The sequence below is a fragment of the Campylobacter insulaenigrae NCTC 12927 genome (genome assembly GCF_000816185.1).
GTDB classification, from domain to species: Bacteria; Campylobacterota; Campylobacteria; order Campylobacterales; family Campylobacteraceae; genus Campylobacter_D; species Campylobacter_D insulaenigrae.
In genome coordinates this window covers 337,995-359,157 of the sequence record NZ_CP007770.1, presented here as the reverse complement: position 1 = coordinate 359,157, position 21,163 = coordinate 337,995, and the positions used below count along the sequence as shown (strand labels likewise).

17 protein-coding genes and 1 pseudogene are annotated in these 21,163 nt (G+C 27.4%); 5 read left to right on the top strand and 13 right to left on the bottom strand.

Features of this window, described 5'->3' with window-relative positions:
* Positions 1–47: 47 nt before the first annotated feature.
* Genes CINS_RS01915 through CINS_RS01895 form a run of 5 tightly spaced genes read left to right on the top strand, consistent with a single transcriptional unit; the run spans position 48 to position 4,059 of the window.
* Entirely contained in the window at positions 48–254 is a 207-nt protein-coding gene (locus CINS_RS01915; RefSeq protein WP_039649389.1) for a flagellar biosynthesis anti-sigma factor FlgM, read from the top strand.
* A 43-nt stretch (positions 255–297) separates the two neighbouring features.
* On the top strand, positions 298–732 hold the full coding sequence (locus tag CINS_RS01910) for a flagellar protein FlgN (protein WP_039649387.1): 435 nt from the start codon (positions 298–300) through the stop codon (positions 730–732).
* A gap of 11 nt (positions 733–743) precedes the next feature.
* Entirely contained in the window at positions 744–2,573 is a 1,830-nt protein-coding gene (gene flgK, locus CINS_RS01905) for a flagellar hook-associated protein FlgK (RefSeq protein WP_039649384.1), read from the top strand.
* Entirely contained in the window at positions 2,573–3,322 is a 750-nt protein-coding gene (locus CINS_RS01900) for a TIGR02757 family protein (RefSeq protein ID WP_039649382.1), read from the top strand. The genes flgK and CINS_RS01900 overlap by 1 nt, the downstream gene beginning before the upstream one ends.
* Positions 3,307–4,059, top strand: a complete 753-nt coding sequence (locus CINS_RS01895; protein ID WP_039649380.1) for a TSUP family transporter — start codon at positions 3,307–3,309, stop codon at positions 4,057–4,059. The genes CINS_RS01900 and CINS_RS01895 overlap by 16 nt, the downstream gene beginning before the upstream one ends.
* Here the strand turns inward: CINS_RS01895 and CINS_RS01890 are convergent.
* The 13 genes and pseudogenes from CINS_RS01890 to CINS_RS01830 all read right to left on the bottom strand — a co-directional run bounded on the left by CINS_RS01890 (position 4,056) and on the right by CINS_RS01830 (position 21,161).
* Positions 4,056–5,219: a type II secretion system F family protein gene (locus CINS_RS01890; RefSeq protein ID WP_158336215.1), complete on the bottom strand. Its 1,164-nt coding sequence runs from the start codon at positions 5,217–5,219 to the stop codon at positions 4,056–4,058. The two genes, CINS_RS01895 and CINS_RS01890, sit on opposite strands and share 4 nt — an antisense overlap.
* A complete protein-coding gene (locus CINS_RS01885; RefSeq protein WP_039649375.1) occupies positions 5,216–6,766 on the bottom strand; it encodes a transformation system, type II secretion system ATPase CtsE in 1,551 nt (516 codons plus the stop codon). The genes CINS_RS01890 and CINS_RS01885 overlap by 4 nt, the downstream gene beginning before the upstream one ends.
* Complete coding sequence (locus CINS_RS01880) at positions 6,753–7,088, bottom strand: transformation system, membrane protein CtsX (RefSeq protein WP_039649373.1); 336 nt, start codon at positions 7,086–7,088, stop codon at positions 6,753–6,755. The genes CINS_RS01885 and CINS_RS01880 overlap by 14 nt, the downstream gene beginning before the upstream one ends.
* Positions 7,069–8,465, bottom strand: a pseudogene (gene mshL, locus CINS_RS01875) (pilus (MSHA type) biogenesis protein MshL). The gene CINS_RS01880 and the pseudogene mshL overlap by 20 nt, the downstream one beginning before the upstream one ends.
* Positions 8,434–8,760 carry a hypothetical protein gene (locus CINS_RS01870; protein WP_039649371.1) on the bottom strand — a complete coding sequence of 109 codons (327 nt, stop codon included), beginning with the start codon at positions 8,758–8,760 and terminating at the stop codon, positions 8,434–8,436. Before CINS_RS01870 ends, mshL begins: the two are co-directional and overlap by 32 nt.
* A gap of 2 nt (positions 8,761–8,762) precedes the next feature.
* Positions 8,763–12,317 carry a pyruvate:ferredoxin (flavodoxin) oxidoreductase gene (gene nifJ / locus CINS_RS01865; protein WP_039649369.1) on the bottom strand — a complete coding sequence of 1,185 codons (3,555 nt, stop codon included), beginning with the start codon at positions 12,315–12,317 and terminating at the stop codon, positions 8,763–8,765.
* A gap of 119 nt (positions 12,318–12,436) precedes the next feature.
* Positions 12,437–13,081, bottom strand: a complete 645-nt coding sequence (locus tag CINS_RS01860) for an HAD family hydrolase (RefSeq protein WP_039649367.1) — start codon at positions 13,079–13,081, stop codon at positions 12,437–12,439.
* Between the two features lie 3 nt (positions 13,082–13,084).
* Positions 13,085–14,062 carry an outer membrane fibronectin-binding protein gene (locus CINS_RS01855; RefSeq protein WP_039649365.1) on the bottom strand — a complete coding sequence of 326 codons (978 nt, stop codon included), beginning with the start codon at positions 14,060–14,062 and terminating at the stop codon, positions 13,085–13,087.
* A gap of 238 nt (positions 14,063–14,300) precedes the next feature.
* The gene (rpsI, locus tag CINS_RS01850) at positions 14,301–14,690 is read right to left on the bottom strand and encodes a 30S ribosomal protein S9 (RefSeq protein ID WP_039649363.1); all 390 of its coding nucleotides are present in this window, start codon (positions 14,688–14,690) and stop codon (positions 14,301–14,303) included.
* A gap of 2 nt (positions 14,691–14,692) precedes the next feature.
* A complete protein-coding gene (gene rplM, locus CINS_RS01845) occupies positions 14,693–15,118 on the bottom strand; it encodes a 50S ribosomal protein L13 (RefSeq protein ID WP_052251941.1) in 426 nt (141 codons plus the stop codon).
* A 399-nt stretch (positions 15,119–15,517) separates the two neighbouring features.
* Positions 15,518–18,268: an AddAB recombination complex, helicase AddA gene (locus CINS_RS01840; protein ID WP_039649360.1), complete on the bottom strand. Its 2,751-nt coding sequence runs from the start codon at positions 18,266–18,268 to the stop codon at positions 15,518–15,520.
* Complete coding sequence (locus CINS_RS01835) at positions 18,265–20,655, bottom strand: AddAB recombination complex, helicase AddB (protein ID WP_039649358.1); 2,391 nt, start codon at positions 20,653–20,655, stop codon at positions 18,265–18,267. Before CINS_RS01835 ends, CINS_RS01840 begins: the two co-directional genes overlap by 4 nt.
* Positions 20,652–21,161, bottom strand: coding sequence for a FixH family protein (locus CINS_RS01830; protein WP_039651301.1), 510 nt, complete (start codon positions 21,159–21,161; stop codon positions 20,652–20,654). The genes CINS_RS01835 and CINS_RS01830 overlap by 4 nt, the downstream gene beginning before the upstream one ends.
* Between the last annotated feature and the right edge of the window lie 2 nt (positions 21,162–21,163).

Genomic DNA, 21,163 nt, shown 5'->3' with positions numbered 1-21,163 from the left:
GTGCCGATATAGCTTCTAGAGTTTTTCAATAGAACTGGAGGCTTAAGATGATAAACCCTGTACATCAAAATTATGTAGCTCAAATTGCTACTAATGATTTGAATAAAACAGAAAATAAAGAAAGTAACAAGGCAAAAGAAACTCAAAAGGCAGAAGAAAGTAAAGTTTCTCAAATTGCTGCTAAAATTAAAAGTGGTGAGTATAAAATAGATTTACAAGCTACATCGAGCGCAATAGCAGATTCTTTATTATAGAATTTATCCTTTTTTGGGTTTGTAGCCTAAGAAAGGATAAAAAATGGTAAAAAGATATTTAGACGAAACAAATCTTATATTAGAAAAACTTATTAATCTTACTATCGAAGATATCACACATATTCAAGCTGCAAATCATGAACATGTTAATGAAAGTGTAGAAAACAAAACAAAACTTATTGGTGATTTTCAAACTGCTAAAAAAAATCTCGATCAAGCTTTAATAGATTTAAGTAATAGCGGAAACAACAAAGGCTTAGATGAGCTTTTAGATGATGAAGACAAGGAAAAATTAGCACTTTTAAAAGAAAATTTAAATACCTTACATCAAAAAAACAAAGAATATGCAAAATTAGTCCTTGTAATAAAAGATTTTTATGACAATCTTTTAAACACAATGTTTGAACAAAATGGAACAAATAATGCTTATGGAGATTCTAAAACAATTCCAGATTCGTTGTTCAAGATCAATGTTTAAAGGATTAACATATGGGAATTTTTGATAGTTTATATACAGGAGTTAGTGGGTTAAAAGCAGCAGAGCTTCAAATTAATACCACAGGTAATAATATCTCCAATGCAGATGCAGTTTTTTATACAAGACAAAGAGCATTTCAAGGCACTGGCATGTCTATCAAAAGAGGTGGCTTACATTTAGGCACAGGCACCCAAGTTGAAACAATCAAAAGATTACACGATGAACATGCTTATTATAAATTAAAAAATGCCACAACTCAGCAACAATATACTGATTATCTAGGGAAAATTTTACAAGAAGCAAGTCAAAGATTTCCAGATACTCAAGGGACTGGTATTTTACAAGATTACAAAAATTACAATGATGCTTGGAATAATTTTGCTTCAAATCCAAGCGATAGTGCAAGTAAAGTTGATTTAATTGAAAGTGCTAACACATTAACTCAAAATATACAAAAAACTTTGCAAGCCCTTGATAAAATGCAACAAACAGTCAATGAAGAAATTAAACAATCAGTTGATGAAATCAATAATATTGGTCAAGAAATTGCAAATATCAATAAACAATTAGAGCAAAAAGAAATATTGCCAACAGACAACGCAAACCAATTAAGAGACAGAAGAGATGAGCTAGAACTTAGACTATCAAAATTAGTTGATGCTGTAGCTTGGAAAGGACATTCTTCTCAAGATAATACCTTAGATCAAACTATTACTGATTCTGGAAAATATTATGATCTTAGCATTAAGGGTTTTAGTATAGTAAATGGCTCAAGCTTTCATCCTCTAAAACTTGATAATAAAAATCCTCAAGGATTTTATAATATTTCTTATGAAGTAAATGATGAAAATAGATACGATTTAACTGGCAAAATCACTGGAGGGCAACTTGGAGCTCAACTTGATTTAAGAGGTAGAAATTATGATGGCAATACCAATTCTTTTAGCGATGGAACTTTGCAAGATTATAAAGATATGTTAAATACTTTTACCAAAACTCTTATTACACAAACTAATAATGTGTATGCTCAAGCTGCAACAGAAAAAGTAGTTTCAGATGATTTAAAAGGCTTAAAATCAAACACCTCTTTGATGAGTTATGATAAAAATATTCAAGCAGGAAGTTTTGATCTTGTCGTTTATGATAGTAAAGGTAATCCTGTAGCAAAAAGAACAATTAAAATTGATGTTAATACCACAATAGAAGATGTTATAAAACAAATCAACGCAAATATTGATGACACTAATGACAAGAATGACAAGAATGACTTAGATGATTATTTTAAAGCTTCTTATCAATATGATGGTAAAAGTGATAGTGGAAATTTCCAAATGAATAGTTTAAAACCGGGATATAAAATATCTTTCAAAGATAATGGAACAAATTTTCCAGGCGCTTTAAATGTATCATCTTTTTTCAATGGACAAGATGCAAACAATATCAATGTAAATTCAAGTATTCGCAATGATCCAAATACTCTTAAAGCTAGCTCTTCAGGGATTGATGGAAAAAATGATGTAGCTAATGAAATGTTACAACTTCAAACAAAGCAAGTAAATTTTTATAACAAAAATGGCACAGTAGATACTATGACCTTAGATGGATATTATAGAAAATTTACTGGTCAAATAGCTTCTAATGCTGAGAGTAATAATTTTGCACATTCAACTAATAAAACAGTTTATAACACTGTTTATGGAGAATATCAATCAAAAAGTGGAGTTAATACTAATGAAGAATTAGCCGCACTAATAAAATACCAAGCAAGTTATGGAGCAGCCGCTAAAATAGTTACAACAGTAGATAAAATGCTAGATACCTTACTTGGCTTAAAATCTTAATGAATTTAAAAGCTCTTCTAAATGATTTTGCATCTCACAAAAATACACAAAAAGAGCTTTTCTCATACCCAGATCCTTTACAAATTGCAAGTGTATATAAAGATGAAACAATAGCTTTGATTTGTGCTTTATTTGCTTATGGTAATGCAAAAAATATAGTAAATTTTTTAAATAAACTTGATTTTGATTTATTACAAGAAAGCGAACAAAATATTATAAAAAAATGCCAAAATTTAAAGTATCGCTTTCAAAATTCTTTAGATATAGCTCAAATTTTTATCACATTAAAAAGATTACAAAATGAAGATAGTATAGAAAATATTTTCACAAAAGCTTACAAAAAAAATCAAAATATAATAGATGCAATATCTTATTTTATAAATACCATTTATAAAATAAATTCTTACAGAAGTTATGGTTATGAATTTTTCTTTTCTAAAAAATTTAAAAAACCAACTTCTACCTTAAAGCGATATAATATGTATTTAAGATGGATGGTTAGAAAAGATGAGCTTGATTTAGGAATTTTCAAGTCTATACAAAAAAAAGATTTACTTATACCACTAGATACCCACACTCATAAGATTTCGCTCAAACTAAAATTATTAAAGCGTCAAACTTATGATTTCAAAAGTGTGCTAGAATTAACTCATAATTTAAAAAAAATAGACCCTAACGATCCTATAAAATATGACTTTGCATTATATAGAATCGGGCAAAATAAGGAAGCGACATGGAGCTTGAATTAAGTTATTATATTATTTTATTTTTTATAGCTGCTTTTGCAGGTTGCGTTGATGCTATAGTAGGCGGTGGAGGATTGATTACCATACCTGCTTTATTTGCTTGCGGAATTCCAGCACACTTAGCTTTAGCCACTAATAAACTTCAAAGTACTTTTGGATCATTTGCCGCTGTTTTAGCATATAGAAAATCTATGCAGATACGAAGAGTCATTTTAGGTATTTTATTTACTGCTACAGGAGCCATTATAGGAACTTATAGCGTATTGCTTATAGATCAAGAATTGGTAAAAATAATTGTTTTGATTTGTTTAATTTTGATTTTTATTTACACTATTTTCAAGCCAGATCTTGGACATATTCATAATAAAGCTAAAATGAATATTACAAGTTTTCAAATTATTTTTGGATTATTACTAGGATTTTATGATGGTTTTTTAGGACCTGGCACAGGCTCATTTTGGATATTTGCATGTGTAATATTTTTAGGTTTTAATATGAAAAATGCAAGTATTAATACAAAAATTTTAAATTTCACGAGCAATGTAGTGGCTTTAGTAGTATTTTTATATTCTTATGAAATTCTTTGGAAAGTAGGTATATTAATGGGCATAGGACAAGTAATAGGAGCATTTATTGGGTCAAGATTAGTTTTAAAAACTCAAGGAACTTTTATAAAAAAACTCTTTTTAATTATGGTAGCGCTTACCATTGCTAAAGTTGCTTATGATTATTTAGCTTAAATTCCTTGACTAATTTGCCACATAGGTAAAAATATACCCAAAGCAAGGATTAAAATCATACTTGCCATGAATATAATTAACAAAGGTTCTAATATTGAAAAAATTTTTTGCACATATTCTTCTTTTTTATATTCAAAAAATATAGCTAAATCATAAGAACTATCATCAATTTTAGAACTTTTCAAAGATAAACTTAGCATTCTAATGACAAAAGATTCAAAAATTTTTATTTTAGAAAAAGCTTGAGCTAAATCGACTCCTGATTCAAACAAAACAATAGCATGGGTGATTTTGATTTTTAAAAAATTATTTTTAACACCTTCACTGGATAACTTTAATGCTTTTTTTATATCAACCCCTGAATTTAATAAATAAGAAAGTATAATAAAAAAGCAAAATTTATCTTGATACATAATAATCTTTCCAAGAATAGGCATAAAGATCAAAATTTTATCAAACACGAAAGTTTTATTAAGCAAAATATATATCCATAAAAAACAAACTGCAATAAAAATTACAACGAATAATAAATAATCAGTCAAAAAATCTCCCACAAAAAATAAAATTTTTGTTATAGTAGGCAGCTCTAAATTGAGCTGAATAAACAAATTTCTAAATTCAGGTAGCACAAAAAACATCAAAACAAAAAAGGCAAATATTATACTTGCAAAAACTAATATAGGGTAAGAAATGGCTTTTTTAAATTGCCTAATATTTTTTAAGTTTTTTTCTTTTAAAGAAATAATTATTTCAAACGCTTTACTTAAATCTTGTTTTCCTTCACAAATTTTTAAAATTGCTAATTCTCTAGAATTTAAAATATCTTTAAAAGATTCTTCATAAGATAATCCATTTTTGAGTTTTTGAAAAATGTTATAGAAAATATTTGTAATTTTTCTATCATAAGAATTTTGACAAAATTCTAAAATTGCTTCTTGTAAACTAAATCCCGCATTTAAAATTATTTTCAAATCTTTAAGCAAAAAAATTAATTCTTCTTCTTTGATTTTAAGCTGTTTTTCATTGCAATATTCTTTAATATCGACTAAAAATTCATATTGTTCTAAAGCTTTAATCCTAGCTTCATAAAGATTTTTTGCTTTGATAACGATTTGTTTTTCTTGTTTATTTAACAAATAAGTAATTACATAACACTTCAAAGCACAATTTTCCAAATTTCATCTACACTAGTAAGGCCTATTTTAGCTTTATTTAAAGCATCTTCACTTAAAGTGATAAAATTATGCATTAAAGCATATTTTTGTATATCTTCAAAAGAATAATTATTTTCTATCATATTTTTTATATTCTTATCGACAAACAAAAATTCAGCTACCATAATTCTACCTTTATATCCGCTCATCATACATTTTGAGCAACCTCTTGCTTTGTAAAATTTACCCTTAATCGTTTGATTTTTATAAATAAAACTCTCTTCTTGTTCTTCTTTACATTCACAAAGTCTACGAACTAAACGTTGAGAAATGACTAAATTTAAAGATCTTGCAATAAGATAAGATTTTGCTCCCATATGCATCATTCTAAAGACTGCTTCTAAAGCGCTATTTGTATGTAAAGTACTCAAAACCAAATGTCCGCTTAAGGAGGCTTTTAAAACTATATCTAAACTTTCTTCATCTCTGATTTCTCCCACCATAATTACATCAGGATCTTGTCTTAAAACACCTCTTAAAGCTTTATGAAAATCAAAATTTGCTTTAGTATTTAAAAGAATTTGTTGAGCATTTTTTAATTTATATTCTATGGGATCTTCTAAAGTAATAATTTTTTTACTTTCATCAAGTTCACTTAACATAGCATGCATAAAAGTACTTTTTCCACTTCCTGTAGGGCCACAAAATAAAATCAAACCACTCAAAGCCTGAGCACTAAGCTGCACTTTATGAAGCATTTCTCTTTCTAAAAATAAATTCGCAAGTTCTAGAGCATTTTCTTGCTTTAAAATCCTTATTACCACACTTTGTCCAAATAAAAGCGGCATGATTGAAACTCTAAAATCAAATTTTTCATCTTCAATTTCCATTGTAAAACTCCCATCTTGGGAATTTTTTTGTTCAGCTACATTAAGCAAAGAAATCATTTTAATATAGGTCAATAAAGATTGATAAATGTCACTTTTAAAAATAATGATATTTTGTAAAATTCCATCTATTCTAAATCTTAATTTCACTCCTTCTTCTAAAGGTTCAAAGTGTATATCACTTGCTTTTAAGAAATTTGCATAAGATAAAATCAATAGCAAAATTTGTTTTAAATAATCACCATCTTGAGTATCTTGCGAAATTAAAATTTTTTCTAATTCTTGAGAATAATTTTTAAATTTTATTAAAAATATCATTCTACGAAAAAAATATTCAAATTTTGAAAATTCAGCTATAGATAAACATATATTTTTAGTTCTAAAAATATTTTGTATTTTGATCAATCCATCACTTTTTAATGGTTTGTAAGAAGCTATATATAAATTTTCCTCATCCTCTTTATAACAAAACAACTCATATTTTTCCATAAGCACAAGCGGCAAAACATACAAATACTGCTCAAAATTATTTTCTTTATCTAAATCCACAAAATCAATGTGAAACCTAAATGCTAATTCCTTAAAAAAATTTTCACCTAAATACAAAAGCTTAGAATAAGTTAATGTATCGATATCTTCAATTTTAAGATCTTCAATATTTTCCATTTAATATCTTTTCATATTCTTCTTTTGCTTTTGCAGCTTCTTTTATTTGCCCTTGTTGTATTTTAGAATTTATAAAAATCAACCATGCATCTTTTTCTAAATATTCTATATTATTTGCTTCAATTGCCCAAAATACAGCATTTTTATAATCTTTATTAGTGTAAAAATATTGTGCCAAATTTAAAGCATTAACATAACTTGGCTCTTTAGTAAATTTCTTATACAAAATGAAAGAATCTATATATTTATTCTTTATATAAACTTTGGCATATAAATTTGAAAACAAAAACAAGCTTATAAAACTAAAACATATAATTTTCATTCTCAAAGCCTAATTCTTTTAAATTTAATATTTTTTTATTTTCATGAATAATAGTTGGTTTAATAATAAAAACAATTTCACTTGTATCTTCAATATTTTGCTTACCTTGAAATAAAAGTCCAAAAATTGGAATTTTTGAAAGAATATTAATTTCATTTTGATTGTTTAAACTATTTTTGCTAATTAACCCACCTAAAATTAAAGTTTGAGAATCTTCTACTTCAACAACAGTAGAAAGCTTTTTTTGTATAGTATCAGGAGCTATATTTCTGGGTTTATTTTGATGATGGTTATCTACACTATATTTAAGATCACTCAAACTTGGATTTATTCTCAACATAATTTTATGATCATCTGAAATTTCTGGCAAAATATTTAATAAAATTCCTACAAAAATAGAATAATTATTATATGTTTCACTGATTGTAGTTCCATTTTCAGTTCCTTTAGAACTTTCTTTAACTTGATAATTAATAGTATCGCCTATAGAAATAATTGCTTGCTGATTATTCAAAGCAGTAAGTTTAGGATTGGAAAGAACTATCGTTTTACCATTTTCTTGTAACAAATTTAAAATTGCCTTAGTATCTACATTTGCTTTCAAGTTAATATTTTTAATACCACCTTTATTAATAACAAAATTATTATCATCACCATTTAATCTAAAAGCAAATTCTTGCCAATTAATTCCATTAGAATGACTCTTATTTAAATGTACTGCAACTATACTCACTTCAATCAAAACTTGCTTTTTTAATCTTTTATTTAAATCATCAAGATAATTTTGAATTCTAGTTATTTCATAAGGTGTAGCCTTAAGAGTAATAATTCCTGCATTGGTATTTACTATTGGTTTTGCTGTATTTTCATCAAGCAATGCTTGAATTTCTTCTGTAATATTTGCCCAAAAATCAAATTTATCTGTACTTATAACTAAATTATCTGCTTCTTTATTAGAATGATCATACTCTCCTTGTCTTGGTCTTGAATCTACTGAAGCCTTAGTAATGCTTTGTCCTTCTCTAATGGAGCTTATATAATGAACTTTAAATGTTTTTATAATTGTCCCATAAATTTTTAAAATATTTTTTTCATACTCGTATGCAAGATTATTTTCTTTGAGTAATAAATCAAAAATTTCTCTCAAAGACATTTTTCTTATATGAAGATAATTTTGATCAATATTTAGTTTATTTCTAGCTAATTCATCTTTAATAACAACACTAAAACCACACTCTTTTCCCAATTCATTTAAAATTTCTAATAAAGTTCCTTTTTAGAATCAATACTTATATCAAAAACCCGCTTATAGCATGAATTTGCAAAAATATTGACAGAACATAAACTAATAAATAATAATATTATTACTTTTTTCATATAAATTTAAAACCATCTCTTCTTGATTTTTTATTAGAATAACTTGAAATTTATTTATCGCAACAATCTTATAACCTTCAACCTCATCATTTAGTACATACCATGCATTATTAATTTTGACTTTATTAGAAACTATCGCCTGCAAGGAAAGATTAGTTTTTATTTCTTGCATCTTTCTAAAAAAAGGATCTTGAAGTAAAATTAGTTCATTTGTTGTGCAATTTTTAAAAATAGAGTGATTAACACAATAAGCATCAATCACTACTATTATCAATATAATAAAGCTTTTAAGCAAAATTAATTTTCATTACTAAAATCAGCACTTGCTAAACGTTTTAATTGTCTATAACGACGCTGAGCTTCAGTTTTATTCTTTTCAAATAATTCTTTTGCTTGCTCAGGATTTGATTTTTTTAAAGAGCTATAACGCACTTCATTCATTAAAAAACTCTCATATAAATTCCAATCAGGTTCTTTAGATGAGATTGTTAAAGGATTTTTTCCTTCTGCTTCCAAACGCGGATCGAAAATATATGTCGGCCAATACCCACATTTAGTAGCTAAATCTGCTTGATCTCCAGAATTCCCAAGACCTCCTTTAATACCATGAGCAATACAAGGAGAATAAGCTATGATTAATGATGGCCCATCATAAGCTTCAGCCGCTATAACTGCTTTTAATAGATGAGAATAGTTATAATTTGAATTAACTTGAGCTACAAAAATGTAACCATAAGTCATAGCAATTTGTCCTAAGTCTTTCTTCTGCACAGGCTTACCAGCTGCGGCAAATTGAGCTACAGCTCCAGTTCTAGAAGACTTTGAACTTTGTCCTCCTGTATTAGAATACACTTCAGTATCAAGAACTAAAATATTCACATTTTCTCCACTTGCTAAAACATGATCAAGTCCACCATAACCTATATCATAAGCCCAACCATCACCACCAAAAATCCAATGCGACTTTTTACTAAGATAGTTTTTAAGCTCTAAAATATTATTTACAGCTTTATTCTCTTTATTTTCCTCTAATAGTGGAACTAATTTATCTCTTAGTTCTAAAGATAATTTCACATCATCTTTATTTACTATCCATTCTTTATATAAAGCAGAAAGTGCATTAGGAACATCTTGCATACTTTCATTCATAATAGATTCTATCTTATATCTAGTAGTTTCAGTTGCAATTTTCATACCTAGTCCAAATTCGGCATTATCTTCGAACAAGGAATTTCCCCAAGCAGGACCATGGCCATTTTTATTACTTTTTCTATAAGGCGTTGAAGGTGCTGATCCACCATAAATAGAACTACATCCTGTTGCATTGGCAACAATCATTCTTTCACCAAATAATCTAGTAAGTAAAGTGATATATGGAGTTTCACCACAACCAGGACAAGCACCATGAAATTCAAATAAAGGTTGAGCAAACTGAATACCTTTAGTATTTTCTCTATTTAAAACATCATCTTTATATGTCACTTTTTTAAATAAATAATCAGCATTTTCTTGTTCACCATATTCAAGTTCTTCACCAAGTGGTACCATAACTAAAGATTTTTCTTTAGTAGGACATTCATGAACACAAAGCTCACAGCCTGTACAATCAAGTGGAGAAACTTGAATTTTAAAACTAAGTTTTTGTTCTTTAACTCCCTTTGCATTTAAATTATGCTCTTTTACACCAGATGGTGCATTACTTAATTCTTCTTCGTTAATTAAAAAAGGTCTAATAACTGCATGAGGACACACAGACGCACATTGATTACATTGGATGCAATTTGCTTCAATCCATCTTGGCACCATAACACCAACACCTCTTTTTTCATATTCGGTGGTACCATGTTCAAAACTTCCATCCTCATATCCTAAAAATGCTGAAACAGGTAAATCGTCACCTTTAGCAGCATTCATAGGTTTTGCAATTTTTTCAACAAATTCAGTCCCTTTATAAGATATAATTTCCTCTTTCACTTCATCAACTAAATTCATCCAAGAAGGATCTATATCAATCTTTACAAGTCCATCTCCACCTATGTCAATAGCCTTATAATTCATCTCGACAATCGCATCACCTTTTTTACTATATGATTTATAAGCTAATTCTTTCATATATTTTTGCGCATCTTCAAAAGGAATAATATTAGCAAGCTTAAAAAATGCAGCTTGCATAATGGTATTTGTTCTACTGCCAAGCCCTATTTCTCTTGCTAACTTTGTTGCATTAATAATATAAAAATTAATTTCTTTTTGAGCTAATATTCTTTTGACTGCATTTGGAATTCTTGCAATAGTTTCTTCTGCATTCCAAATACTATTTAAAAGAAATGTTCCACCCTTTCTAATGCCCGATAAAACATCATAAATTTCTAAATAAGCGGCAACAGAACAAGCGACAAAATGCGGAGTAGAAACTAAGTATGTTGAAGTAATAGGTTTTTTAGAAAATCTCAAGTGACTTCTTGTATAACCCCCTGATTTTTTTGAATCATATGCAAAATAAGCTTGCGCATAAAAATCTGTTTTATCTCCAATAATTTTAATTGAATTTTTATTTGCCCCAACTGTTCCATCAGCACCAAGTCCATAAAATAAACATTCTATAGTACTACTATCACTTAATGAAATTTTTTCTCCTACTTCCAACGATGTATAAGTTACATCATCAATGATACCTATAGTAAATCCATCTTTTGGATTTACTTGATTTAAATTCTCAAACACAGCTAAAAGTTGAGCTGGATCTACATCTTTAGACGATAAACCATATCTTCCACCAACTATTAAAGGAGCATTATCTTTTCCATAATATGCACTCTTTAGATCCAAATATAAAGGCTCTCCTAAACTTCCTGGCTCTTTGGTTCTATCTAAAACAGCTATTTTTTCAACACTTTGAGGCATTACTTCAAAGAAATATTTTAAACTAAAAGGTCTATATAAATGGACTTTTAAAATTCCAACTTTTTCACCTTTACTATTTAAGTGATCAACAACTTCTTTTAATGCTTCAGTCACTGAACCCATAGCTACCACTACACGAGTAGCATTCTTATCTCCATAATACACAAATGGCTTATATTCTCTTCCTGTAATCTTAGATATTTCTTGCATATAATCATTGACAATATCAGGAATAGCATCGTAAAATTTATTAGCTAATTCTCTAGTTTGAAAATAAATATCATCATTTTGTGCAGTACCCCGTGTTTTAGGATTTTCAGAGTTAAGACAGGCATCTCTAAATTCATTCAAAGCTTTGCGATCTAGCAAACGATCAAAATGCTCATAATCCATCACTTCAATTTTTTGAATTTCATGACTTGTTCTAAAACCATCAAAAAAATGCATAAAAGGTACTCTTCCTTTTATAGCTGCTAAATGCGCAACACCTGCTAAATCCATACATTCTTGTACAGAATGAGAACACAGCATAGCAAATCCAGTTTGCCTAGCAGCATAAATATCTTGATGATCACCAAATATAGAAAGTGCTTGTGAAGCTAAAGCTCTAGCAGCTACATGAATCACTCCAGGTAAAAGTTGACCTGCGATCTTATACATATTTGGTATTTTTAGTAAAAGTCCTTGTGAGGCTGTATAGGTTGTAGTTAAAGCACCAGCTTGTAAAGATCCATGAACTGTTCCTGCTGCACCTGCTTCACTTTGCATTTCAACAACTTTAACAGGCATACCAAACAAATTTTTTTTACCTTGAGATGCCCAAATATCCGTGTAATCTGCCATAGGCGAACTTGGAGTAATAGGATAAATTCCTGCAACCTCTGTAAATGCATAAGCTGCATAAGCTGCTGCTTCATTTCCATCCATTGTTTTCATTATTTTACTCATTGTATAATCTACCCTTATTTAATCATTTATTTTAAATCAGTAGCTACTTTATCTTTTATTATCTTAAACATTAATAAAAAAAAAATATTCTACTATATAGTGTAATTTAAAGTGTGAATTTATCGGATATTTTTTAAATACTGAACAGCTTCAAAAGTATTATCAAATACGGGAATATTAAATTGATTTAAACTCTCCTTTGCTTCATAGCCACTACTAACTGCGATAGGAGAAATATTAGCATTTTGTGCAGCTAAAATATCCAAATGAGTATCACCTATCATAAAAGAATCATTTTGTGTTTTCCCAAGTCTTTTTAATGCCAATAAAATAGGTTCAGCATTCGGTTTAGGATGAACCACATCATCTCTACCTATAATAATTTTGAAATATTCTCCAATCTCCAAATGCTCAAGTAAAGGTTTAGAGAATTTCGAACTTTTAGTAGTAACAACAGCCAAATCAGCAAATAAATTTGCCTCGCAAACACTTTCTTTTGCTTGGGGTAACAAAAATGTCTGTTCTATATAAATTTTTTGATAAACTTCCCTATAAGCTGTTATGTAATCTTGAATTTGATCTTTTTCTACACCAAGTTTTTCAAAAGCTATATCTAATGGAAACCCTATTAAAGATTTAACAAGAGCATGATCCTTAGGGATTTGATTAAAAGCTTTAAATGCAGCATCAAATCCCTCTAAAATAGCACTTGTTGAATCAATCAAAGTTCCATCTAAATCAAATAAAATTGTTTTTTTAAACAAAAATTATTCTTTTATAAAAAATTTAGCTTCAACACGTCTATTTTTAGCACGACCTTCTTTGGTATCGTTACCAGCAACTGGCTTATCATACCCATAACCCTTTACTTCAATTTTATTTTTTGAAACACCGGCTTTTTCAAGTTGTTTTGCAACCGCATTAGCACGATCTAAAGATAATTTATCATTATAAGCTTTAGTTCCTGTACTATCAGTATGTCCTTCTAAAATTGTATAATATTGTGGATTTTCTTCTAAAACTTTACCTACCTCTTGAATTTTTTGTTCAAATTCTGGATTTATAGTAATTTGATCAAAGCCAAAATGCCCCTCTAAAGCAATAGTCTTTTCACAGCCTATATGATCTAATAAAGCACCTTTTCGTGGCTCTTTACAATTTTTATCCATTTTATGAGTTGAAGTCATCTGTACATTTTTTGTTTCCGGCATTTTTTGCTCTTTGTTTCCAAAATAAAAACTCAACCCAACCGTAGAAATTAAATTATGGTCAGCATTATTAAATTTAATTTGATCTCTAGCTTCAAATCTCAAAGCCAAATTTTCACTTAGAGCAAATTTTAAGCCACCACCATATTGTGCAAACGCACCACTTTTATTTTCATATAGTCCATGATTTAAATACTCATAACCAGCTCCTAATAAACCATATAAATACACATTATCCATCAAATCCATTCCTTTGATAGCATTTGTATAAAATCTTGACACATTGGTTCTTAACTGTTGTTTATCTTGTGGATGATTGTATTTTGCGTTATTGTAGTATTCTATACCTAATTCTGTTTGATCTAACCAAAAATCATCATGATGGTAGCCAAATCTTATACCAACACCGCCATAGTTCTTAAGATCCAAATTTCCTTCTGGAACTGTATAGTTAAAAGTAGGAGTAATTTCTATTTTATTTGCATCAAAAGCAAATAAAGCTGTTGCTACACTTAACAACCCAATGATCTTTTTCATACGCTTTTCCTTAAAAAATAAAAATTCCATATGATTGTATAAAAAAGAATATTAAAATAAGATAAGCCTCTTGGGAGAGAGGCTTAATTTACTACAAAAAGGAGGTTTCCCTGATCGGACAAATAAAATTATAGATATTTATTATAAATAAAAAATCTTGTGTTTTTAAACGAAATAAAAATATTTTGGAATAGTTGAAATATACGAGAAAAGGATCCTGAGAAAGGATCCAATAAAATTAACGTTTAGAAAATTGAGGACTTCTTCTTGCTTTTCTACGACCGTATTTTTTACGCTCAACAGTTCTACTATCTCTAGTAAGAAGTCCTTTTGGTTTTAATAATGTCCTAAAATCTGCATCCATAGCCGCTAAAGCTCTTGAAATTCCATGTCTTAAAGCTTCTGCTTGAGCACTATAACCACCGCCTAAAGTAGTCGCTTTAATATCCATAGAAGTTTCTTGTTTTGTTACTAATAAAGGTTGAACTACTTTTAATTTTATAGCTTCATGTCCGCCAAGCCAAGTGTTTAAATCTACACCATTAACAATGATTTTACCACTGCCAGGTTTTACCCAAACTTTAGCTATAGCAGTTTTTCTTTTACCTGTTGCATATGTTGTTGCCATGATTATTTTCCTTTATTAGCAATTTGAGCAGTATGAGGGTGTTCGCTACCTGCATAAATTTTTAATTTTTTAAGCATAGCTCTACCTAAATTCGTTTTAGGTAACATACCACGAACTGCTAATTTATATAATTTAACTGGATTTTTTTCTAATAAATCACCAAATTTTTCGCTTTTTACGCTTCCAAAATACCCTGAATGTCTGTGATATAATTTATCTTCTGCCTTATTTGCACCTGTGAAAACTGCTTTAGAAGCATTAATAATGATTACATAATCTCCACAATCAACATTTGGAGTATAGCAAGGTTTATTTTTACCTCTTAAAATAGTCGCCACCTCTGTTAAAAGACGACCAAAACGCTTTCCTTCAGCGTCTAAAACGATCCATTCGCGTTTTGCTTCGTTTGGCTTTGTTATCTTTGTCATCATCTTACCTTTGCCAAAAATTTTTTTTAAAAATGAGATTATAATTATTTTAGCTTAACTAATACTTAATTTAAGAATTTTTAAAGTTTAAATATTTTCTTTTTCTTGCAACTTATTCTTAAATACTTTAATATCAAAAATTGCGATATAAAATATTTTATAAAGCAAAAATACGCTTATTATAATATAAAAAGAAATAAAACTCATACAATTACCCGAACAAACAAATAGCAAATATAAAAATTTTGGGAGAAAATATAGCAAAAAATAAGGCAAGATAAGCAAAACTTGTCTTAGTGTATTTGCTTCTTATAATTTTATAAATGAAAGTTTGGTAATAAAATGACGAATATGACTTTATAGATAAAAGTGGAAAATTTACATAGAGTCTATATATTATTAAACAACCTCTATTATATCCACTTTATCTTTTAAAACATATACCAAAAAAGCCTTAGTAGAAGTCTTAGTTAAGATTTTTTCTATGGCTTCTTTATAAAGTAAGATTTGCTTTTTATGTTCGTTTAAATTAATACCTGTTTTATAGTCTATAATGATAGCTTCATTATCATCAAATGCAAGCATATCAAGCTGCTTTTGCTCACCATTATAAGTGATGATTTGCTCTTTTAGTAACTTTTTACCAGCTAAAAGTACATTAAAATTTTTATTTTCTAAAAGCATCATAAGCCTTTTAAAAAGATCTGTAAAACTCTCATCATCTAAGTAAAAACGATATTTTTTACATATCATTTGCTTACAAAATTCAAAATTATTTTTATTATTAAAGTCAAAATATTGCAAAAACTCATGCAAAGCTAAACCAAAATGTATCTGTACACTTGAAAGATGACTTTTTACCTTAACTTCTTGTAAATTTACTTTTTGGAAATCTTCAAATTCTTCTATTTGTCCTAAATTTTCTAAAGGTTTCTTTTTTTCTTTTACATAGTGTTCTTCTAAAATACCTATTTGTTTTTCTTCATAGTCTTGAAAATAACTCTTAAAAGTCTTAAAACTCTCATCATTTTTTATGATAAAAAGAGAATTTTTAGCTCTAGTAAGTGCTACATATAAACAATTTATTTCATCTTCTGCTTGGAGTTTTTCTCTTTTGGCTAAAAAGGTATTGTAGTTTTCATCTTCAAGATATTTTCTAGCACTATGTTTGTATTTTACTTCCCAACCTTGCTCCAAATCATAATCAAACATCAAAGTTTCATTATCTGAAGCTTTTTTGCTAAGTCTATCAAGTACGATTAAATTTTCAAATTCAAGTCCTTTAGATTTATGTACAGTCATTATATTTATTCCATCGTTTTGCTCTTGTAAAGAATTTAATTCGCAAGGGCTAAATAAAAAATCTATAAAATTATCAAAAGCATTGGCATATTCAAAATAAGAAATCAAATTTAAATCACTTAAATCAAGTTTTAAAATATCTGCTAAATATTTTAAAATTTCAACTACACTATAATTTAAATCAAGCTCAAGATAATTTAAATTCTTTTCTAAAATACTATTTACAAAATATAAACTAAACTCATCTTTAAAAACACAAGCCTTTGCATACTCAAAAAGTACCCTCACGCTAATACAATCTAACAAAGGCACATTGCTTTGTGTGTAAGCTTTAATACCATTTTCTTCAAGAAATTCTTGAATCAAAGTTGCATCTTTATTTACCCATACTAAAATACAAATTTCATCAAGTTTTATCCCTTTTTCTGTAAGCTTATTTATAATATTTAAAATTTCCTTATTACTTGCATCAATAGCAGAACCCTTAACTGGAATTTTATTTTGTAAAATTTGTACATACCCGCCTTCTTTAACACTCTTTTGCAATGTAAAATTAGGCTTCAATTTAGCATCAAAGAATTTATCTTTAAAAATTTCATTTACATATTCAACTATATTTTTTTTACTACGATAATTTGTATCTAAGTGCTCTAATTTTATTTGTGGAAAATCTTTTAAAAGTTTATCAAAAAGCTCTTTTTTTCCTCCTCTAAAACTATATATACTCTGTTTTTTATCCCCCACATAAAAAAAACTTCTGTTTTTTTTCGCACCTTCACCAGAAACAAGTTCAGCTATGATAAGCTTTAAAATTTGATATTGCAAAACATTAGTATCTTGAAATTCATCAATCAATAAATGCGAGATGTAACCATCAAGTCTAAAATAAATCAAATCTTTATTAGCTTCATCACTAATTAACTCATACGTTTTTAAAGCTATATCTGAAAAAGTCAATACATTTTGTTTAGCATTATTTTCATTTCTTGCTTCTTTAAAATGTGCCAAAAGCTTTGCAAGCATACTAATGCGGTAATTTTCCATTTGATTAAAATATTCTTTTGCATTTTGTATAAGCTCTGCTCTTTTTTGTAAAAATTCATTATCAATAATTTTTACAAAATAATTTTTATCTAAATTACTGATAATAGGCTTAGCAAAAAAATCTTCCATTCTTTCAAAATTAAAATTTGAAAGATAATTTTTATTTGCACTTAAATTTTTTGCATAAGCTATAAACTCATCGATATTTTTTTCTAAAGCAGCTTTACTTGGAAAGTGAGCTTTTGGATTTGGTTTAACATCGCAATGTTTTACATATAAATTTTCAAGATTTTGCAAAAAGTCACTTTTGCTTTTTGTTTGGATGATATAATAAGCTAAAGTTTGTAATTCTTCATCATCTAATCTTTTAACAAAATTCTTATAGTTATCTTGAGGTTGTGCAATCTTAAAATCACTCATAAAACCCAAATTTAAAGCAAAAGCTCTTATGATTTGTGAAAAAAAGCTATCAAAAGTATAGATATTAAGTTTGGATCTTAAAAAATCATCTTTATATTTTTCCCTTAAGGTGACGAGCTCATGTTTGCTTTTATCCAACATTTTCATAAGCTCAAGACATTCAGCCTTACTTTCACCATTTTCAAGCTCATCAAATTCTAAAAATGTCTTAAATATTCTTTCTTTCATTTCATTTGCAGCTTTATTGGTAAAGGTTAACGCTAAAATTTCATTAATTTTTGCACCCATTAAAATCAAAGCCACAAAACGCACACTCAAAGCAAAAGTTTTTCCACTTCCTGCACTAGCTTCCAAAGCTAAAAAAGGTTTAAATTTGTAACTCAAAGTTTAAACTCCTTTTTATACAACATGGTATAAAAACTATAGGTATTATCATTTTTATGATTAAAAAATTCTTTTTCTAAAGGTTCTTTAGAAAGCTCATTTAACAAATCTTTGAGTTCTTGTACGCTTTTGCTTTCAGCATTTTCATAAATAATCTTTATATTTTTTAAATCATAAAAACAAGCTTTTAAATTTACTAATGAATTTTGATTTTCTAATAAAAACTTATAAAAAGCAAGCTGATAAGATTTTTCATTTATCTTTCCACTTTTATAATCTATAATCATTCTTTCTGTATTGTTATTATCAAGTCTATCTATACAACCAACACTATAAATTTTAACTCCATTGTCTGCAATAAATTCTTTTTTCGATGGTATAAATTCACATTTTTCCACAACATAGCCCTGTTTAAAATGCTCATTATCCATTTTTTCAAATTCTTTGAAAATTTCTTGAATTAAAGCTAAATTTAAAGAATCTAAAGAATAATCCTTTAAATTTTTTACCACATCCATAAAAATTTTATAATCAAAATTATTTTTAGATTTTTGTGTATAGTAAATTTCTAAAGCCTTATGAATGCAATTTCCAAATTCATTGGTTTTCATCGTATTATCTAGTTTTTTTGGTTCTTTTAAATGCAAAACATATTTATAATAATAGTCCAATCCATAATTAATCAAAAGATTTAATCTAGAAAAAGATAAATCATTTTTAAAATAATCATGCTTAGCTTTTATATGAGTGATAGGCTCAAGATTAAAACTAGAATTTTCTTTTTGAGATTGAAAATATTTTGCATAGGCTACATTGCTATAAATATTATCCTCTATAAAAACAAAATCAAGTTCTTTTAAAAATCTTGATTTAATCTTTTCTTCATTTTCTACATAGGAAATACCTATAAATTTGGCTTTTACTAAAAGCATATAGTAATAATGTCTTTGTAAATTTTCTCTTTGAATGTGAGTAATTAATCCTGCTTTTTTACGAATTTCATTATTTAAAAACAACTCACTAGCAACTCGTTTGGGGATAAATTCATCATTAAAATCAACAACAATAACTCCATCAAAATTAAGACCCCTACTTTCTAAGAGTCCCATTACTGTTACCTCTCCTCCCCCAACACTACTTAATTTTATATCATCAATTTGCATAAAAAATAATTCTAAAATTTGACATAGACTCAATTTATAGTGTTTTATAAGCTCGCTAATAAAAACAAGTTCTTCTTGTATTTTATATATAAGCTCATCATCACTTTCGATAAGCAAATCTTGTATTATCTTTTCAAAAAAATCAAAATCAACTTTTTCATCAAAATATTTTTTAAAGATATCAAATTGCTCTTTAGTATTAAAAATATGCAAATTACAATCATGTAAATTTAATACTTCATCGTTTGCTAAATCTAGTTTTTTATAATTATATTCTTCATCTTTGGCTGCAAGATAAAGTGTTTTTAATTTGTGATAAAAATGCGTATTTTTAATATTTTTTCCGACTGCAAAATTTAATACATTATTTTTATCATAAAGTCTTAAAAGTTCACTAAAATCTTCATCAGGAGTAATTACAACAATATCTTTTGCTCTAATACCATTTTTTAAAAAACTATTAATTTTTTCAAACACAAAAGCAACTTGCAAAGATCTGAGATTAAATTTTTTATAAGAAACTTGAGTATTTTTATAAAAACTCTCTTCTTTTAAAATTTTATTATGATTGCAATCATAGAGATAATTATAATTTTCCTTAAATTCTATATTTTGAATTAACTTAAAATTTATCAAAAAATCTTTATTAAATTTTGTACAAGAAAATTTAATTTTCAATGGAATATATTTTTTAATTTTTTCTAAGATTTCTTCTTCAAAATCACTAATAAATCCTTGAAAATCAAAAATTATTTCATCATAATTTTTTATAAAACTCGTGTTAATTTCATATTCGTAGCTCAATGAAATATCATCATATAAGTTTTGTTCTTTAAGTAAAATAAGATAATTATCAAAAAGCTCTTCTAAAATTTTTAAATGTTCATCATATTGAGCATAGACATCATTATAATATAAATCTTTTATGCTTTTTTTACTCACACTCAATTCTTTAAAAAAACTAAACAGATAAGCGTTATTTTTTAAAAATACAAAAAAATTACTAGAAATTTTTAGCTCTTTTTCTAAATTTTTAGTCCGTTCACAAGCTTTTTTCATCAAAAGTAAACGTTCATATGAGCTTGCTTTAAAGTATGAAGAAAAGATTATTTTTTGCATAAAATCAGCCATATTTATAGCTTGATCAACTAATAAATTTTCTCTTAATTTATCCTCATAATATTTTCTAGTGGCCCTTGAAGAGCTAAATACTAAAAGCTTCATTTAGTTTTTAAATAGAATTTAAAAAATCCTATACTATCATCATTTTGAGTAATTTTCACAAGAAGTTGCCACACCCCTTTTTCTTTAATATTTAAGTTAAAAACTAAAGAAGAATCAAGCAATTTAGCTTCAATTTTTTGATCCATTTTATTAGTATGTGGACGAGTAAGCAAAGCTTCAACTTTAAGATTTTTTAAGTCATAATCTTTAAAATTTTCTATATCAATTTTTATAATATCATTTCCATCATTTATAAGATATACTGTGTTATTTTTAGATTTAAAATTATCATTATTTAAAATTAATTTAAAATTATTATCGAATTCTTTTTGTCTATTTTGTATTTCATTATAATTTAATTCTACATTTTGATAGGTATCAAAATAAAAATTATCTTCATAAACTGGAGCCTTACTTGCTATTAAAATTGTTACAATACAAGCAAACACAATAAGCACTAGTGAAATTAAAATTCCATAAGGCCAAAATGTTTTTTTACCTTCCATTT

What these genes read in the sequence shown, in the direction of transcription:
- flgK (WP_039649384.1), top strand. Translation starts at nt 744, where the DNA reads ATGGGAATTTTTGATAGTTTATATACAGGAGTTAGTGGGTTAAAAGCA.
- rpsI (WP_039649363.1), bottom strand. Translation starts at nt 14,690, where the DNA reads ATGGCAACAACATATGCAACAGGTAAAAGAAAAACTGCTATAGCTAAA.
- CINS_RS01830 (WP_039651301.1), bottom strand. Translation starts at nt 21,161, where the DNA reads ATGGAAGGTAAAAAAACATTTTGGCCTTATGGAATTTTAATTTCACTA.
- nifJ (WP_039649369.1), bottom strand. Translation starts at nt 12,317, where the DNA reads ATGAGTAAAATAATGAAAACAATGGATGGAAATGAAGCAGCAGCTTAT.
- rplM (WP_052251941.1), bottom strand. Translation starts at nt 15,118, where the DNA reads ATGACAAAGATAACAAAGCCAAACGAAGCAAAACGCGAATGGATCGTT.
- CINS_RS01880 (WP_039649373.1), bottom strand. Translation starts at nt 7,088, where the DNA reads ATGAAAATTATATGTTTTAGTTTTATAAGCTTGTTTTTGTTTTCAAAT.
- CINS_RS01910 (WP_039649387.1), top strand. Translation starts at nt 298, where the DNA reads ATGGTAAAAAGATATTTAGACGAAACAAATCTTATATTAGAAAAACTT.
- CINS_RS01900 (WP_039649382.1), top strand. Translation starts at nt 2,573, where the DNA reads ATGAATTTAAAAGCTCTTCTAAATGATTTTGCATCTCACAAAAATACA.
- CINS_RS01895 (WP_039649380.1), top strand. Translation starts at nt 3,307, where the DNA reads ATGGAGCTTGAATTAAGTTATTATATTATTTTATTTTTTATAGCTGCT.
- CINS_RS01885 (WP_039649375.1), bottom strand. Translation starts at nt 6,766, where the DNA reads ATGGAAAATATTGAAGATCTTAAAATTGAAGATATCGATACATTAACT.
- CINS_RS01915 (WP_039649389.1), top strand. Translation starts at nt 48, where the DNA reads ATGATAAACCCTGTACATCAAAATTATGTAGCTCAAATTGCTACTAAT.
- CINS_RS01855 (WP_039649365.1), bottom strand. Translation starts at nt 14,062, where the DNA reads ATGAAAAAGATCATTGGGTTGTTAAGTGTAGCAACAGCTTTATTTGCT.
- CINS_RS01835 (WP_039649358.1), bottom strand. Translation starts at nt 20,655, where the DNA reads ATGAAGCTTTTAGTATTTAGCTCTTCAAGGGCCACTAGAAAATATTAT.